Here is a 17,551-nt window from a genome sequence, read left to right on the forward strand (position 1 = left end):
TTTTTAAAGGTTAGTTATTAGTTATGGTAACTAACTTAAATTATTTAGACATTGCAGATAACATACCTCCATACACTCCATTAAGAGAAGAAAGGTTTGTTGCTAAGCTTTCCATTTGCTCTTTAAGTTTTCCTGCATTTTGAGTTACTTGCTCGTTAATCTCAGCTTGACGGCTAGAAGACTCAACTTGCACTTTGTAAAGACTATTTAATGACTCCATTTGAGCAGCAGCTAACGCCATCTCTTCACTATATTTCTTAGTAGAAGACATTGCATCTGCTGTAGGAGCAATTCCTTTAGCAGCTCCTTCAAAGTTACGGATGCTATTTCCTAAGCTTGCCATTAACTCTCCATCAATTTTAGCTTCTTTAAGCATACTGTCTAATTTTTGAGAAAGTAATGCTTCAGCATCTTTTGGTGCTTCTTTCTTTTTTCCTTTAGTTTGACCTCCTGCTAATTCAGGATATACTAAAGACCAGTCTAGATCGCTATCTACTGGTTCAAATGCTGAAATTGCAAAAACGATTGCTTCAGTTACTAATCCAATAGTAAGCATTACGTTTCCAGTTAATGGTCCTATCTCAAAATGTATAATTTTAAATAGAGCTCCAATAATTACGATTGCTGCTCCTAGTCCGTAGACCATATTCATTAATTTCTTACTAGCTTTTGACTGTGCCATGATAATTTAGTTTTTTTGTTAAGGTTTAGATTTAGTTAAATATAATTTGGGGTAATTAATTACAATTTTATTTTGGTGCCTTACGAAGGTTCACCTTTTCATCAAGTCCTAAGAAGTCTTGTACCGTTCTGAATCCAATATAGCTACGCGCTGAATCTTGGTATTCATAATCACGAGAACTTACTTGAAGAAAATAAGCTACATCTTTCCATGAACCTCCACGTATTACTTTTCTTCTATTAGAAATATCGTTTACATTAGGATTCATTGTAGACATATATTCATATGAGTTAGGGTCGTAGGATGACGCTACCCATTCTGAAACGTTACCAGCCATGTTGTATAAGTTGTAATCGTTAGGCTCGTATGCATCTGCCTCTACAGTATATAATGCTTGATCTGCACCATAATCACCACGTAAAGGCTTAAAGTTTGCTAAGAAACATCCTCTATCGTTTTTAGCATAAGGACCTCCCCAAGGGAAATCTCCTCCTTCTAGTCCACCACGAGCAGCATATTCCCACTCAGCTTCTCCAGGAAGTCTAAAACGATTAACAAATTGTCTCTTCTTTGTTTTTTGATATTCATTTTTATGAAGTGTTCTCCACTCACAAAATGCTTTTGCTTGCATCCAATCTACACCTACTACAGGGTAATCTCCATAAGCATCATGCCAGAAGTAATCATTATGCATAGGCTCATTATAAGAGTATGCAAAATCTTTAATCCAAACAGTAGTGTCAGGATACACCTTTACTCTTTCTGTCTTGATATAATCTTTACGCTTACCACCTTTAACTCTTGCAGCAGCTTCAATATCTAGATATGTATATCTAAACTCAAGTTTATCTACATCAATAGTACGCTGACCATTGTATGCTTCTTCAACAGGGATATACATTGTATCCATTACTTCTGAGTAATACTCATCTGGATATTCATTTGTATCCCATATAATATCTATATCTTTATTAAGCTTACGGCCTTCAAAACCAGTTTCGCCTAATCCATAATAGTTATCATACATATACTGTTGATATGGATTTAGATTTTCAGTATCTCCATCAGCAAATGCAAAGTCACCGATACCTCCACTACCTGGGGTCTCTCCTAAGTCATCTGCCATAATAGCAAGCTTAGTTCGTACTGTTGAGTCTCTAACCCAATTTACGAATTGTCTATACTCTGAATTTGTAATTTCTGTTTCATCCATGTAGAATGAACGAACTGTCACTGTTTTCGTAGGGGCGTCTTCTACAGCAGCGATGTCGTCGTCACTTTTACCCATTATGAATGCACCTCCTGATATAAGGGTCATTCCGTAAGGTTTTTCTGGATGCCAGCTCTTGCCTTTAACACCGACAAGTTCTCCTCGATCGTTTCCTTTGCCACAACTGTATAACAAAGTCATTATCGCAATAAATGCAACACACTTTTTCATAGGATATAGGTTAAGTATTCTAGATTTTAGGGCGTAAACCTATTTATTTATTTTCAAATAAACAATTTATTTACCTAAAACCTTTCATTCTATTTTTAGTTAGTACTGGTTATACCTCATTCTTTTTACGCGCCTTAAACCATCTTTCAGGAATATTCTGATGAATAGCGTCTAGATAGTCTTGATGCGTGCAAGGTAATAACGTATGCCTTTTCAATTTATTATTCAAACCTGAAATAAATGGTATTTCTATCCACCATCTTTCAGTTTTTTCACTCTTATAAAATGTAAGAACCTCATCATCAACAGGTACTTGATAGGTAATAAAATTACCTTTTTCCACATCTAAATCTTCATTTGTTCTATAATTGACTCCTTCTATAAAATACCAAAGCATTTGAGCTACAAGCATTGCAGCTGTTTCCTCTTGTGAATCATTTTTATATTCAAAAATCCCAAATGAACTTACTTTATCACTTATACCTGCATACCTGCATATGGCGCAAATTTCTTTTCCTTCAAAGCCATTTGGTATTTTATTGTGTCTATAGCTCAACTCACTACTTTTTATAGATCCCATATCAACTGCAACAATATCTGCATCTCTCATTACAGGTTCTACACTTTTTATATTTGCAGTGACATTCCCTAAACGATATGCATCAAAATACAATCGTTTCATCAGATCAATCTCTTCTTGCGGATTAAAATATGTCTGAAACCCTATATTGCTATAATTAAAAAGATTATAAGGCTTATCAACTATAATTCTGCCTACATACGAATGACTTTCTAAAGGCTTACTTGTATCTCCTAGATCAAAACGACTATCTACATTTACGAGATTCACCATTTGATCTAACTTATCATAAGATCTATAAATAGGATATACTAAATCTTGACTACCTCCTAAGAATACAGGAACGATATTTTTTTTAACTAGGGATTCGGTAATGCTTCTCACTGCAAAATAAGTATCTTCCACACTAGCTCCTTTGTCTACATCTCCAAGATCTGCTATAACTGCATGCCAATTTCCAGGAAACAATTCATAAAATGCTCTTCGTATCTCTGTAAATGACAGTGTCTCTCCTAAGTGATTTTGATCTCTTCTATTTTCGCGCAAGCCTATAAGCGCTATTTTAACACCCTCTAAATCAGGATAGCCTTCACGCTCACTATGTACTCTAATTGTATTACCTACGCATTGATGGTGCAACAACTGTATATGCGCAATAGCAACATCTGTTACGGGCAACAAAAAATCAAATATCATCTTTTATTTCTTTTTTGTAGTTGCCTTTTTACGTGTTGTTTTCTTTTTTGGCGCTTGTTTTTCTATGATATCTTGCACTTCAGCTAGCGTCAGCTTTGCTGCATCTACCGTTTTAGGCAATTCAATCTTGATTTTTCCTTTAATAATATTAGATCTCCCCCAACGTGCTTTTTCTACTCGTATTCCTTCAGCTTCAAAATTATGAATCACTTTATCTATTTCTTTCTGCTTCTTATCTTCAATAAGTTGAATGATATCTGCATCTGATAAATTATCAAAGTCATATTTTTTATTAACGTTGATAAACATTCCATTCCATTTTATAAATGGTCCAAAACGCCCTGTTCCTTTTTGAACCGGCAAATCTTCATAGGTGTATATAGGAGCATCTGCAGCTTGTTTTTCTTTAATATACACAATAGCTTCATCAAGATCTACATCCATAGGATCTCTCCCTTTTGGAAGCGACACAAACATTTTACCAAAACGCACATAGGGTCCAAAACGACCATTATTAACCTGCACATCTTCACCTTCATATACTCCTAAATCTTTAGGCAATTTAAAGAGATCCATTGCCTCTTCAAATGTAATACTACCTAATTGCTGATCAGGGCCTAAACTTGCAAATTTTGGCTTTTCTTCATCTTCTACAGTTCCTATCTGAACCATAGGCCCAAATTTCCCTAAACGCACGCTCACAGGTTTTCCGCTTGTAGGATCTGTACCTAATACACGCTCTCCTACTTCTCTCTCAGCATTTTGCTCAACATCTTTTACATGTGGATGAAATTTTTGATAAAAATCCTTCATCATTGTAGTCCACTCTTGCTTCCCTTCTGCTATATCATCAAAATCCTGCTCAACTTTTGCTGTAAAGTTATAATCAAGAATATTTTCAAAATGATTTACTAAAAAATCATTTACAACCATACCCACATCAGTAGGCACTAATTTTCCTTTATCTGAACCTACTGTTTCTGTAAGCTTCTTTGCAGACACTTCTCCATTAGAAAGCGTAAGTACATCATAAGATCGTTCTTTTCCATCTACAGTTCCTTTCTCAACGTATTTACGATTTTGAATGGTCGTAATTGTAGGTGCATACGTAGAAGGTCTTCCTATACCTAGTTCTTCTAATTTCTTAACAAGAGATGCTTCTGTATATCTATATGGAGGTCTTGTAAATCTTTCTGTTGCTGTTATAACTGTATTAGAAAGGACCTCTCCTTCTTTAAGAGCTGGAAGTAATCCTGTCTCTTCTGCATCTTCATCATCATGACCTTCTAAATATACTTTTAAGAAACCTTCAAATTTCAACACCTCACCATTTGCAGTAAAGTTATCTGTTCCTGCAGAAGAAGCAATTTGCACATTTGTACGCTCTAATTTTGCCTCACTCATTTGAGAAGCAATTGCTCGTTTCCAAATAAGTTCATAGAGTCTTGCTTGATCTCTATCTATATTTACTGTATGACGTGAAAAATCTGTAGGACGAATCGCTTCGTGAGCCTCTTGAGCTCCTTTTGATTTCCCTTTATAATTACGCTCTTTACTAAAAGACTCACCATAAGCAGATATTATTTCTGCTTTCGCTGCATTTTTAGCATCTACAGACAAGTTAACACTATCTGTACGCATATATGTAATAAGTCCTGCTTCATATAAACGTTGTGCAAGTGTCATGGTCTTGCTCACTGAAAAATAAAGTTTACGACTTGCTTCTTGTTGTAATGTTGATGTCGTAAAAGGTGGTGCTGGTGATTTTGAAGCTGGTTTTGTTGTAAGAGATGCTACTTTAAATTGAGCATTCGCATTTTTAGCTAAAAAATCTTCTGCTAGATTTTTACTTTTAATATTTTTAGGAAGTTTTCCTTTAAAGGATTTTCCATTTTCGTTCACAAAAGTTCCATCAACGCGATAAGATGCTTGCGCAGAAAACTTCTGAATTTCTCGTTCTCTCTCTACAATAAGACGTACAGAAACTGATTGCACTCTTCCTGCAGACAATCCTCCTTTGACTTTACGCCATAATACGGGAGACAACTCATACCCTACTAAACGATCTAACACACGACGTGCTTGCTGAGCGTTTACAAGGTGGTAATCTATTTTTCTTGGATTTTCTATAGCACGCTTGATAGCCGTTTTTGTAATCTCATGAAAAACAATACGCTTGGTGCGTTCTGGAATCAACCCAAGCTCTTGCTCTAAGTGCCACGCAATAGCCTCTCCCTCGCGATCCTCATCACTTGCTAACCAAACCATCTCTGCTTTCTTAGCGAGATCTTTCAGTTTTTTGACTACCTTTTTCTTATCGTCTGAGACAATATAATTTGCCTTAAAATCACCATCTACATTTACACCTAATTCTTTAGATGGTAAATCTGCAATGTGACCAAAACTACTTTCTACTTTATAGTCTTCTCCTAAAAATTTCTCAATAGTTTTTGCCTTTGCTGGTGACTCCACAATGACGAGATTCTTTGCCATACTTTCCTTTTTTGGGAATACAAAAGTAGATTAAATATTTAATTAAAAAATCTAACCCGCATAATTCTATTTAAAAAAGTTTAAAAAAACGTGTTAAAAATAGCTGTTTCCCAAAAGGTTACGCTTTCGCGAAAGCGTATAAAAAAGAAATTACTTATCGTCCAATTTGAGCAATTGCCTCATCATCTTCGTAAAAACCAACAACTTCTTTATAGATTAAATAGGCAGGAAGGTATACAATTGAAAGCGTAAAATAGACTCCGATAAAACAAGCGATAAGTCCAATGATTACCGCCAATAATCCTAAAACAAATACAAGTCCAAAAGTAACACCCCACTTAGCATTTCCTAATTTAAATGCGGCAGTATAAATATCATTAATTGTCAAGTCTGGATTAAATGCAAAAATGATAATTGCAAATTGCAACGGAACAAAAACATAAAAAATAGGAATCACACAAAGCATCAACGCTACAATTGTGATCCCCATTTGTGCCATAGAAAGCACAAATAGCTTTTTAATATGTTCCTTTTTTAAAAACATTCCAAAATTAACTCCTTGTTCTGTTTGTTTATTTCTATCTCTTACTCTAACTATTCTATAGAAAGCAGCTTGAAGTCCAAAATTAAATGTCGTCACAGCAATTAACACAGCCAAATAAAGTACAAAAAATAAGACCCCTAATACAATAGCCATTACATTAAAATCCCCATCTAAAGATTGTTCATCAACCATAAATTCCATACCAAGCGCTGGTATGTACATAATTAAGGACAAACCATACTGGATAAGAATACCTAACAGTAATAGCAAAAATCCTTGTAACCATACCATTTTAAATAATTCAAAGGCTTTCCCGAATATATCTCCAAAATCTACGGGTGGATTTTTAATTATCTTTTCTTGGATTTCTGAAAGTGTCATTTTGCAAATTTTTGAACAAAAATAACAGAATATATCACATAAAAAAGAGTGCTGTTTACAACAGCACTCTTTTTTATTCTTGCAGCAATTTCTATGTGTTAATTAATTACATACTCACTAAGCAATGAAAGTCCATCTTCTTCATATGTATATTGATACAATACATTATCTGCAATAGCAAGCAATTTATCTTCAAGCGGAATCACATCAAACACATTAATATCTTCTATAACTTCTATAAGCACGAGTTCTTCAGGATTACTTTTATCATAGATATGAAATCCATTAGGACCATCACTTACAAATAACAAATCTTCCTTTATACCTAACCCATAAGGTTCTTGCATTTCATATTGATCTATAGAATATGGATTGCTTTTATCTTCAATGTTAATTACCTCCAGAATACTTAAATCCTGACCGCAGGTATTTCCACCTCTTAATGTAAGATAGGCATAATCACCATCTACTACTACAGGATCACACCCTTCCCAATGACTAATTTCCGAAGTGTATAGAGGTTGTGTTCTATTCTCTATATTATAGATAAGCATTCCGTTTTGACTTCCGATATATAAATAGTCATCTCTATTAAATATGGTTTCTATTTGCCAACCTACACCTTGCTGCCCCACTTGATTTGCAGTTCCAGCAACACTGATATCAAATATATAGAGATCAGCGATATCTATAATATACAAATATGAATCTACAATCTTAAATCTTGCAAAAGACCCACCTTGTCCAGTTACATCGCCAGAAGCACTGTCAGTAGTTTCTAGATCAAAATTCTGAATCTCTACTTGAATTTCTGAATAGGTCCAATCTACAATAAAGGATTCTGAGGAATTATAATTTCCATAATCTATTTGATCGAAAGGCTCTGTGATAGCAGCTTGTGCAAAACCAAAATCATTAAACACATCTTCATATCTATCAACAAGAGTAATATTATCTATATCAGCAATATTGAATAATACTAAGTCAGTATAACTATCTGCATATAATATGTCATTTCGAACTTCGATATCAAAGTTTCCAGGGATTTTCAAAAACGAAATCTTTTGAGGATTTTCTGGATTACGATTATCAATAACGTGTACTCCAAGGTTTCGATCATTTACAAAAACATAATTTGTATACGTAAATATTTTTCCTGATTCGTTAATAGGACGTTCTGATTCAACCGCTATAGAAGCTCGAATTGCGTCTTTACTTTCAAGTACTGCATTAGCAACAATTCTGGTTTCAAACCTAGTATCGTCATCATTACAAGAAAAAAATAAGGTAAAAACACTCAGAAATGATAAAAAGATGATTTTTTTCATAATAGTCTTGTTAATTTGATTGATTGTATACTACTAAGATGTCAAAAATGAGTAAAAGTTGCGTTCCCGACAGATTGGTAACAATTACTTAACTTAGAATAACCTAGCGACTGTGATAGCCGCATATTGTAAACGCCCTTCTCTTAAGGTTTCTTTTGTGTTGTAGTGATATACCACACTATATGTAGTTCTTCTTTTTCTATATACAATACCAGACTCAAACCTCCCAACAGAAGCTATAGCATCTAAGGTAAAAGGAGAATCATCTCCAAAAGGATGTCCTTCAATAACAGCATTATTTATAACATATCGATATGCGACTCCTACATACCCATAAAATTCACGTTCACCTCCTATACGGTTAAAAGTTGAACGTGTTGCCAAAGAAGATTGCTTTCCTATATATGCATTGACACCTTGTTCTACATAAGATAATCTTGTACCTAAAGACACTGTAGAGAGCAATGAAATATTTTTAAAGAAATATGATGTATCCAAATCAATAGCAGCAATATAAGCGCCTTTAAAATTTACATGTGCACCATTAGCTATTTGACCTTCCCACACAGGAATAAAAGTATCTATGAGTTCGTGATATGCCACTTGAATATCTCCTGCAAGAGATTGTGGACCTGTTAAGCCAAATTCTCCTTGAAGTGTCCAAATATGATTCTTTTTAACCTTAGATAACTGACCAGATACAAATAAGTAGCCAGCATAAGGTCGTTCTAAAAGATCAAAGTTTCTTTCAAAGAGTTCTCTTGGTGTATACGTCTCTTGCCCCAAACGTAGGTCTAACTGTATAGGCGCATCTTTTTCTCTTTTAAATATAAAATCCCCTTCTAATAAACGACTATACCCTATAAAAGTACCTGCCGAATAATATCGATCTATTGCAAAAAGAAAATCATTATCATGCTGTAATGACACCTGTTGTTTATATGACTCTTGAGAAAAAGTAGCCACGCTAAAAAGAAGAAGAGTATATTGTAAAACCATATTCCTTAGAACAGACCTACAGTTAAAAAATATATTCATACAACAAATGGTGTTTTTAATAGCATTATAAAATCAATAATTCGTTAGTCGAAAAAAAAGTGAAATTATTTATCCTTTAACGATTTTAATGAAGCTTCTTGATTCTTAAGAAGAGAATCTATTGGAATAAACTCATACGATAGATCAGTATCTTTTGCTTTTGAAAACAGTAACACCTTATTCCAATCTTTTTTAAACCAAAATCCATTTCCCAGAAACACAATACCTTGATCATCTACATACTCAAATTCTGAGGTTTTATACCCCAAATCACCTCCTACCCATAGCACTTGTATACCTCTTTTTTTAACTTCCAACAATTTAGGATACACAGTTGTATAAAAATTATTAGGATTATGACAATGAAAGCAATCTCCTTTATTAGCATTACACACTTTACTTATTTTCTTATCAAGCACAGGGTGATCATTCATAAAAATTAGTTTATGAGTCATTATCAACACAGAACGTGTTTGTATAGTATCTAACACAGAAAACAAAAAGTTTTTTTGATTCCCCACAATAGAACTTAAACTATCTTGAGAGTTTAAGGTGATAAATGTCACATCATCTCTTTGATATAAATGAAATTTATTTTTTAAAGTGGTCTCATAAAATCTTTTATTTGACACATTATCATGATTTCCAACACTCCAAAGAGTATTAGGGCTTTTAAAATCAAAGACACTATCTAAATGAGGAAGTATCACTTTTTTTCTAGAGAAAGAACTCATACTTAAATCTCCTCCCAACAAAGTCATATCATAGCTAGAAAAATCAATACCATAGACCTTATCATATAAACCATCATTAGAATTTATTCTTGTATGAGCTACATATATATACGAACTCGGAGGATCTATAGTAGATTGCTTACAAGAAAAAAGTGTTATCACAACAGCAATCAAAAAAAGTCTTTTACACATACAGATAGCTATATTTAAATAAGTAGGTCTCAATAATTCTCTAAAGTAGTAAAACTAGGTTCAAAAATAAAACTGACACTTTGTCACAATGCGTTCTAAACTGTATCTTTGCACGATCATTGACAATTAATAGTGAGTCAATCAATAGAATGGAGAAAATAATAGACGAAAATAAACAAGGAGAAGCCTTAGTTATAGAAGGGAATGCAAGCAATAGCAAAAAGCTGTTTATAGAAAGCTATGGTTGCCAAATGAATTTTTCCGATAGCGAAGTGGTGGCTTCTATACTTGCCAAAGAAGGATATAATACAACGCAAGATCTTGAAGAAGCAGATCTTGTTCTTGTAAACACGTGTTCTATACGTGAAAAAGCAGAAATTACTGTTCGTAAACGTCTAGAAAAATACCAAGCCGTTAAAAGAAAGAAAAATTCTAAAATGAAAGTAGGCGTTTTAGGCTGCATGGCTGAACGCTTAAAAAGTAAATTTTTAGAAGAAGAAAAGATTGTAGATCTCGTGGTAGGCCCAGATGCCTATAAAGATATTCCAAATCTTTTAAGTGAAGTAGAAGAAGGACGAGATGCCATTAATGTCATCTTGTCTAAAGAAGAAACCTATGGCGATATTTCCCCTGTTCGATTACAAACCAATGGTGTAACTGCATTTGTATCTATTACCAGAGGATGTGATAATATGTGCACATTTTGTGTGGTTCCATTCACAAGAGGACGTGAGCGTAGTCGTGATCCGCAGTCTATTTTAGAAGAAGTACAAGACCTTGTTTCAAAAGGATATAAAGAAGTGACATTATTAGGTCAGAATGTAGATTCTTACTTATGGTATGGAGGCGGACTCAAAAAAGACTTTGAGAAAGCTAGTGAAATGGCAAAAGCTACTGCCGTAGACTTTGCTCAACTCATGGATATGGTAGCGACAGCACATCCAAAATTACGTATTCGTTTTTCTACCAGTAACCCTCAAGATATGACACTAGATGTCATAAAGGTTATGGCAAAGCATAAAAACATTTGCAATTACATACACCTACCTGTACAAAGCGGAAGCGATCGTATTTTAAAGTTGATGAATCGTCAACACACAGCTGCCGAATACAGAACACTTATAGATAATATCAAACGTTTAATTCCAGATATTGGAATTAGTCAAGACATGATTACAGGATTCCCAACAGAAACCGAAGAAGATCATCAAGATACATTAGCACTCATGGACTATGTAAAGTATGATTATGGATTTATGTTCTATTATTCAGAACGTCCAGGCACATTGGCCGAGCGTAAGATGGAAGATGATATCCCTCTAGAAGTTAAAAAACGTCGCTTGCAAGAAGTAATTGATTTACAACGAGACATGTCTCGTGATAATTTAAAGAAGTATTTACACCAAACCGTAGAAGTTCTTATAGAAAAACAATCTAAAAAGAACGAAAACGAATGGAGCGGACGTAACGATCAGAATATTGTAGCAGTTTTCCCTAAAGGAAATTATAAAATTGGGGATTATGTAGATGTAAAAATCACAGAATGCACTACGGGAACACTTATAGGTGAGCCTGTAGGATATGCCGCATACTGGCAAGAATAACTAATACTTTATACGCTTTCGCGAAAGCGTGTAAAAGAATACACCCGTTGAAGACATACACATGGAAGGAATACAAACTACAAAACAACGATTTGGAATTATAGGAGATGATCCTAAATTAAATCGTGCTATTGAAAAAGCAATTCAAGTAGCACCTACAGATATTTCAGTATTAGTAACTGGAGAATCTGGTGTAGGAAAAGAAAGTATTCCAAAAATTATCCATTCATTATCACATAGAAAACACAATAAATACATTGCCGTAAACTGTGGAGCTATTCCCGAAGGAACGATAGATAGTGAACTTTTTGGCCATGAAAAAGGAGCTTTTACAGGAGCTACTCAAACCAGAAGTGGATACTTTGAAGTAGCCGATGGCGGTACGATCTTTTTAGATGAAGTAGGCGAACTTCCATTACCTACACAGGTACGTTTACTCCGTGTTTTAGAAAATGGAGAGTTCTTAAAGGTAGGATCTTCCAAAACGCAAAAAACAGACGTACGTATTGTCGCAGCTACCAACGTACACATGTTTGAAGCGATTAAAGAAGGGAAATTCCGAGAAGACCTTTACTATAGATTAAGTACTGTTGAGATTAATTTGCCTCCATTAAGAGAACGCAAAAATGATATTCACTTATTGTTTAGAAAGTTTGCATCAGATTTTGCAATGAAATACAAGATGCCAACCATTCGTCTTGATGAGCTAGCCACACAATTATTGGTTCAATACAGGTGGTCTGGTAATATTAGGCAATTACGAAATGTGGCAGAACAGATTTCTGTTTTAGAACAAAATCGTTCTATCACTGCAGATACCATTCGCAATTACCTCCCTGACACTGGCAGCAAGCTTCCAGCCGTCATAGAGAAAAAAGAATCTTCAGATTTTTCTAATGAACGTGAGATCTTGTATAAGGTCTTATTTGATATGAAAGCAGATCTTAATGACCTTAAGAAGCTTACATTAGAACTCATGAAAAATGGGAATACCGCAGATGTAAGAGAAGAAAACGAGTCTCTTATCAATAAGATCTATAATAAGGAAGACAGCTACGATACTGCGAATGAGGTTATGGAAGTATTGCACATTCCAGAACAAGCCACTCCTGCGACTCCCGTTACTCCTATCACTTCTCCTCTTCCTACTCAAGAAATTAAAGAAGACCCATATCATTTTGCAGAAGAGATAGAAGAAGAAGAAACACTTTCTTTACACGATAAAGAATTAGAGCTTATTAAAAAATCACTAGAACGTCACAATGGCAAACGTAAAGCTGCTGCAGATGAGCTTGGAATAAGTGAACGCACATTGTACAGAAAGATTAAACAATTTGACTTATAATTTTATAAGATCATTGTATATTGCTTAAGGAATTTTAACAGACATTAGCCGTTATATTGGAATGAAAAAAACAATTACCATACTATGTGCCTTTTTATGCATGCTCACCTTTCAAGGGTGCGGGATTTATTCATTTAATGGCATCTCTATTGACGAAAATATAAAAACCTTTCAAGTCAATTTTTTCCAAAACCAAGCGCCTATTGTAGAGCCTGGTATTGACCGTACCTTTACATTCGCATTGCAAGATTTAATTCAGGATCAAACAAATTTAAGTCTTGTTTCTAATAATGGCGAACTCCTTTTTGAAGGAGAAATTGTAGAATATTATATCGCGCCACAAGCATCTACATCAGAAAATACAGCCGCTCAAAATAGGCTGACCATCAGTGTAAACGTACGCTATTATAATAATACCAAAACTGATGGAGAAGATGATTTTGAAAGACGCTTTTCTTTCTTCTCTGATGTTCCTGCTACCACACAATTAGTAGGAAGTGAATTAGATACTGCTCTAGAAGAGATTTTTGAACGTATCACTCAAGACATTGTTAATGAATCACTCGCTAAGTGGTAATGAATAAACAAGCACTTACATACCTATTAGAAAACCCTGAGAATATTTCAAGTTCTCAAACTACAGAGATTAGAGGACTAATAGATGAGTTTCCGTATTTTCAAAGTGCCCATGCCTTATACATTAAAGGTCTTAAAAATCAAGAAAGTTTTGCTTATAACAAAGCACTTAAAATAACAGCAGCACATACAACAGACAGATCTGTTCTATTTGAATACATCACCTCAGATATATTTATTCAAAATGAAATAAGTACTCAAATAAAAGAACAAGAAACACATCTTAGAGCATTACACGTAGACGGCTTACAAGATATCTCATTACAACTTCAAGAAGAAAAGCAAGAAAAAGCTACAAAAATTTTAGATCCTAATTTATTTGTAGAAAAAGAAAACTCAGAAATCACAAAGCGTTCTCCCAAAGAAATACTCTCAGTAGGAAAACCGTTAGACTTTAATCAAAATGAAGTACATTCATTTCAGGAGTGGCTACAACTCTCTAGATTTTCTCCTATAAAAAGAGAAACTCCTTTAGAAAAAACAGCTTCAAAAGAAACAACTCTAACACATGAGAGTACAGAAAAAACATCTCCTTCTCAACAAGCAGCAATTCAAGATACTGACCTCATTGTAAAGAAGCGTAAACAAGATATTATAGACTTTTTTATAGAATCTAATCCTAAAATTGAGTTTTCACCAACAACAGCACCGCCTAAAAAAAATCTTTCAAAAGAATCTCTCATACCTTCTGAGTCCTTAATGACAGAGACTTTAGCACGTGTTTATGTAGAGCAAAAAAACTTTAAAAAGGCAAAGCAAGCATATCGAATTTTAAGTTTGAAATATCCAGAAAAAAGTGGTTTCTTTGCAGACCAAATTCGAGCAGTAGAGCAATTAGAAGAAAAATAAAGAATTATGAGTACATTTTATATATTTTTAGTACTAATCGTTATCGTAGCATTTTTACTAGTCGTAGTAATCATGGTACAAAACCCTAAAGGTGGAGGATTATCTTCTTCTTTTGGAGGAGGAGGAACACAGCAATTAGGTGGTGTTCAAAAAACAACCGACTTCTTAGACAAAGCAACTTGGGGATTAGCGACCTTATTATTGGTACTTATACTATTAAGTAACATTCCTATTTTTGGAGGAAATGGAAACGAGTCTCAAGTATTTGATGAAAATGCAGCACAAACTACAGCTCCAGCTCCATTAAACACACCAGCAACAAACGATGATACATCGCAAGAATAATATATCGCATGTAAATGCCTCTAAAATGCCAGCTTAAAAAGCTGGCATTTTTTGTTTGACATCATCGTGTCATTTGCGCTGTAAATTTGTCAGCCCAGTAGTGTTGGCATAATTTCTGACTATCTGACTACTAGAGATTATAAAATTTAACTTATTTAACCTTAATAAATACGAATCAAAAAATGGCTTTAAACATTAAACCACTTGCTGATCGTGTAGTGATAGAACCACTACCAGCAGAGACACAAACCGCATCTGGACTTTATATTCCTGATTCGGCGCAAGAGAAACAACAAAAAGGAAAAGTTGTTGCTGTAGGCTCTGGTAAAAAAGACCACGATATGACTGTAAAGACAGGGGATATTGTTATTTACGGAAAGTATGCTGGTACAGAACTTAAATTAGACGGCAATGATTATATGATTATGAAGGAAGAAGATATTCTTGCTATCGTATAATATATGATGGCTTTAGGCAATATGCTTTAAGCACCATGTGGTATACCTTAAATAATAAAACGAAGTAAATGAGAGATTTTAGAAAATATAATATCTGGAAGTTAAGTCATTCACTTACGCTAGATATATATACAGTTTCTAAAAACTTTCCAAAAGCTGAAGTTTATGGTCTTACCTCACAAATACGAAGAGCTGCTTCTTCTATTCCAACAAATATAGCTGAAGGTTGTGGTAGAGATAGTGATGCAGAATTCAATCGCTTTTTAACAATAGCAATGGGTTCCGCAAGTGAAACAGAATACTTACTTATCCTATCTAAAGATCTTCAATATATAGATAACACTTCATACGAAGATTTAAACTCAAAAGTAAACATCTGTAAACAAAAGATGTATTCTTTAAAACAAAAATTAAAATAACTTAGCATATAGCTTAACGCTTATTGCTTAAAGCTTTTTTTAAAAATTTAAAAATATGGCAAAAGATATAAAATTTGACATCGAAGCACGTGACGGTATTAAACGTGGTGTAGATGCACTTGCAAATGCAGTAAAAGTAACATTAGGACCTAAAGGACGTAATGTAATTATAAGTAAATCATTTGGTGCTCCTCACGTAACAAAGGATGGGGTTACTGTTGCAAAAGAAATCGAACTAGAAGATGCTCTTGAAAATATGGGAGCTCAAATGGTGAAAGAAGTAGCTTCAAAAACAAATGATCTTGCAGGAGACGGTACTACTACAGCTACTGTTCTTGCACAGTCTATCGTAAAAGAAGGACTTAAAAACGTAGCCGCTGGTGCGAATCCAATGGATTTAAAACGCGGTATCGACAAAGCAGTAAACGCAATTACTGAAAATTTAGAAAAGCAAACAACAAAAGTAGGTAACTCTTCAAAAAAGATAGAGCAAGTAGCATCTATCTCTGCAAATAACGACAGTGTTATTGGAGAGCTTATTGCTGAAGCTTTTGGAAAAGTAGGAAAAGAAGGTGTCATTACTGTAGAAGAAGCTAAAGGAACAGAAACGTATGTTGATGTTGTAGAAGGAATGCAGTTTGATCGCGGATATTTATCTCCATACTTTGTAACAAATAGTGAGAAAATGCAGGCAGAATTAGATAGTCCATACATCTTGCTTTTTGATAAGAAAATCTCTTCTATGAAAGATTTACTTCCTGTATTGGAGCCTGTAGCTCAAACAGGAAAACCACTTCTTATTATTGCAGAAGATGTAGATGGTGAAGCACTTGCTACATTGGTTGTAAATAAACTACGTGGTGCATTAAAAATTGCTGCTGTAAAAGCACCAGGATTTGGAGATCGTCGTAAAGCAATGCTAGAAGATATCGCTATCTTAACAGGTGGTACTGTAATCTCTGAAGAGCGTGGATTTACATTAGAAAACGCAACAATCGATATGTTAGGAACTGCAGAGACCGTAACTATAGATAAAGATAATACGACTGTAGTAAACGGGGCTGGTCAAAAGAAAATGATCAAAGCACGTGTAGGAGAGATCAAATCTCAAATAGAAACTACTACTAGTGATTACGATAAAGAAAAATTACAAGAACGTCTTGCTAAATTAGCAGGAGGGGTTGCTGTACTTTACGTAGGTGCTGCTTCAGAAATTGAAATGAAAGAAAAGAAAGACCGTGTAGATGATGCACTTCATGCAACACGTGCTGCCGTAGAAGAAGGTATTGTTGCTGGTGGAGGTGTTGCACTAGTACGTGCAAAAAGCGTTCTTGCAAAAGTAAAAACTGAAAATGCAGACGAAGCTACAGGTGTACAAATCGTAAATCGTGCTATAGAAGAGCCATTACGTACTATTGTTTCAAATGCAGGTGGTGAAGGATCTGTTGTTATTGCAAAAGTAATGGAAGGTAAAAAAGACTTCGGATACAATGCAAAAAATGGAGAATATACAGATATGATCAAAGCTGGGATCATCGATCCTAAAAAAGTAACGCGTGTTGCTTTAGAAAATGCAGCTTCTGTATCTGGAATGATCCTTACGACTGAGTGTGCTCTTACAGATATTAAAGAAGATGCTGCTCCTGCAATGCCACCAATGGGTGGAGGCGGAATGCCAGGCATGATGTAGCCACAGCATGGCAGGCAATTATTTAGCTATTCCTGAATAGACAACTAATTGTTCAGTTATATATAGAATATAAAAAGGTCTTTGTTTCGCAACAAA

Annotated in this window: 16 protein-coding genes; 8 read left to right on the forward strand and 8 right to left on the reverse strand. The window is 34.6% G+C overall.

The window, feature by feature from the left end:
- Nucleotides 1-40: 40 nt before the first annotated feature.
- The 8 genes from gldL to Q1A01_RS21485 all read right to left on the reverse strand — a co-directional run bounded on the left by gldL (nt 41) and on the right by Q1A01_RS21485 (nt 10,109).
- Nucleotides 41-682, reverse strand: a complete 642-nt coding sequence (gene gldL, locus Q1A01_RS21450; protein ID WP_299684979.1) for a gliding motility protein GldL — start codon at nt 680-682, stop codon at nt 41-43.
- A 67-nt stretch (nt 683-749) separates the two neighbouring features.
- The gene (gene gldK, locus Q1A01_RS21455; RefSeq protein WP_299684981.1) at nt 750-2,123 is read right to left on the reverse strand and encodes a gliding motility lipoprotein GldK; all 1,374 of its coding nucleotides are present in this window, start codon (nt 2,121-2,123) and stop codon (nt 750-752) included.
- Nucleotides 2,124-2,232: 109 nt separating this feature from the next.
- Nucleotides 2,233-3,399 (reverse strand): formimidoylglutamase, encoded by a 1,167-nt coding sequence (locus Q1A01_RS21460; RefSeq protein ID WP_299684983.1) that lies wholly within the window; start codon nt 3,397-3,399, stop codon nt 2,233-2,235.
- Nucleotides 3,400-3,402: 3 nt separating this feature from the next.
- Entirely contained in the window at nt 3,403-5,892 is a 2,490-nt protein-coding gene (gene topA, locus Q1A01_RS21465; RefSeq protein WP_299684985.1) for a type I DNA topoisomerase, read from the reverse strand.
- Nucleotides 5,893-6,046: 154 nt separating this feature from the next.
- Nucleotides 6,047-6,817, reverse strand: a complete 771-nt coding sequence (locus tag Q1A01_RS21470) for a hypothetical protein (RefSeq protein WP_299684987.1) — start codon at nt 6,815-6,817, stop codon at nt 6,047-6,049.
- Nucleotides 6,818-6,915: 98 nt separating this feature from the next.
- On the reverse strand, nt 6,916-8,145 hold the full coding sequence (locus Q1A01_RS21475; RefSeq protein WP_299684989.1) for a hypothetical protein: 1,230 nt from the start codon (nt 8,143-8,145) through the stop codon (nt 6,916-6,918).
- 93 nt (nt 8,146-8,238) lie between these two features.
- Entirely contained in the window at nt 8,239-9,183 is a 945-nt protein-coding gene (locus Q1A01_RS21480) for a lipid A deacylase LpxR family protein (protein ID WP_366520125.1), read from the reverse strand.
- Between the two features lie 65 nt (nt 9,184-9,248).
- Complete coding sequence (locus tag Q1A01_RS21485; protein WP_299684993.1) at nt 9,249-10,109, reverse strand: hypothetical protein; 861 nt, start codon at nt 10,107-10,109, stop codon at nt 9,249-9,251.
- 149 nt (nt 10,110-10,258) lie between these two features.
- Here Q1A01_RS21485 and miaB point away from each other — a divergent pair, with 149 nt between their 5' ends.
- From miaB to groL, 8 genes are all read left to right on the forward strand, one after another.
- Nucleotides 10,259-11,713: a tRNA (N6-isopentenyl adenosine(37)-C2)-methylthiotransferase MiaB gene (gene miaB / locus Q1A01_RS21490; protein WP_299684995.1), complete on the forward strand. Its 1,455-nt coding sequence runs from the start codon at nt 10,259-10,261 to the stop codon at nt 11,711-11,713.
- 61 nt (nt 11,714-11,774) lie between these two features.
- Nucleotides 11,775-13,058 (forward strand): sigma-54 dependent transcriptional regulator, encoded by a 1,284-nt coding sequence (locus Q1A01_RS21495; RefSeq protein WP_299684997.1) that lies wholly within the window; start codon nt 11,775-11,777, stop codon nt 13,056-13,058.
- A gap of 61 nt (nt 13,059-13,119) precedes the next feature.
- Nucleotides 13,120-13,635 (forward strand): LptE family protein, encoded by a 516-nt coding sequence (locus tag Q1A01_RS21500; protein WP_299684999.1) that lies wholly within the window; start codon nt 13,120-13,122, stop codon nt 13,633-13,635.
- The gene (locus tag Q1A01_RS21505) at nt 13,635-14,543 is read left to right on the forward strand and encodes a hypothetical protein (RefSeq protein WP_299685001.1); all 909 of its coding nucleotides are present in this window, start codon (nt 13,635-13,637) and stop codon (nt 14,541-14,543) included. The genes Q1A01_RS21500 and Q1A01_RS21505 overlap by 1 nt, the downstream gene beginning before the upstream one ends.
- 6 nt (nt 14,544-14,549) lie before the next feature.
- On the forward strand, nt 14,550-14,888 hold the full coding sequence (gene secG, locus Q1A01_RS21510; RefSeq protein WP_299685003.1) for a preprotein translocase subunit SecG: 339 nt from the start codon (nt 14,550-14,552) through the stop codon (nt 14,886-14,888).
- A gap of 182 nt (nt 14,889-15,070) precedes the next feature.
- Entirely contained in the window at nt 15,071-15,346 is a 276-nt protein-coding gene (locus Q1A01_RS21515) for a co-chaperone GroES (protein WP_299685005.1), read from the forward strand.
- A gap of 68 nt (nt 15,347-15,414) precedes the next feature.
- Entirely contained in the window at nt 15,415-15,765 is a 351-nt protein-coding gene (locus Q1A01_RS21520; RefSeq protein ID WP_299685007.1) for a four helix bundle protein, read from the forward strand.
- 55 nt (nt 15,766-15,820) lie between these two features.
- A complete protein-coding gene (gene groL / locus Q1A01_RS21525) occupies nt 15,821-17,455 on the forward strand; it encodes a chaperonin GroEL (RefSeq protein ID WP_299685009.1) in 1,635 nt (544 codons plus the stop codon).
- Nucleotides 17,456-17,551 lie beyond the last annotated feature (96 nt).

The sequence above is a fragment of the uncultured Dokdonia sp. genome (assembly GCF_947492815.1).
In the GTDB taxonomy this organism is placed as follows: Bacteria; Bacteroidota; Bacteroidia; order Flavobacteriales; family Flavobacteriaceae; genus Dokdonia.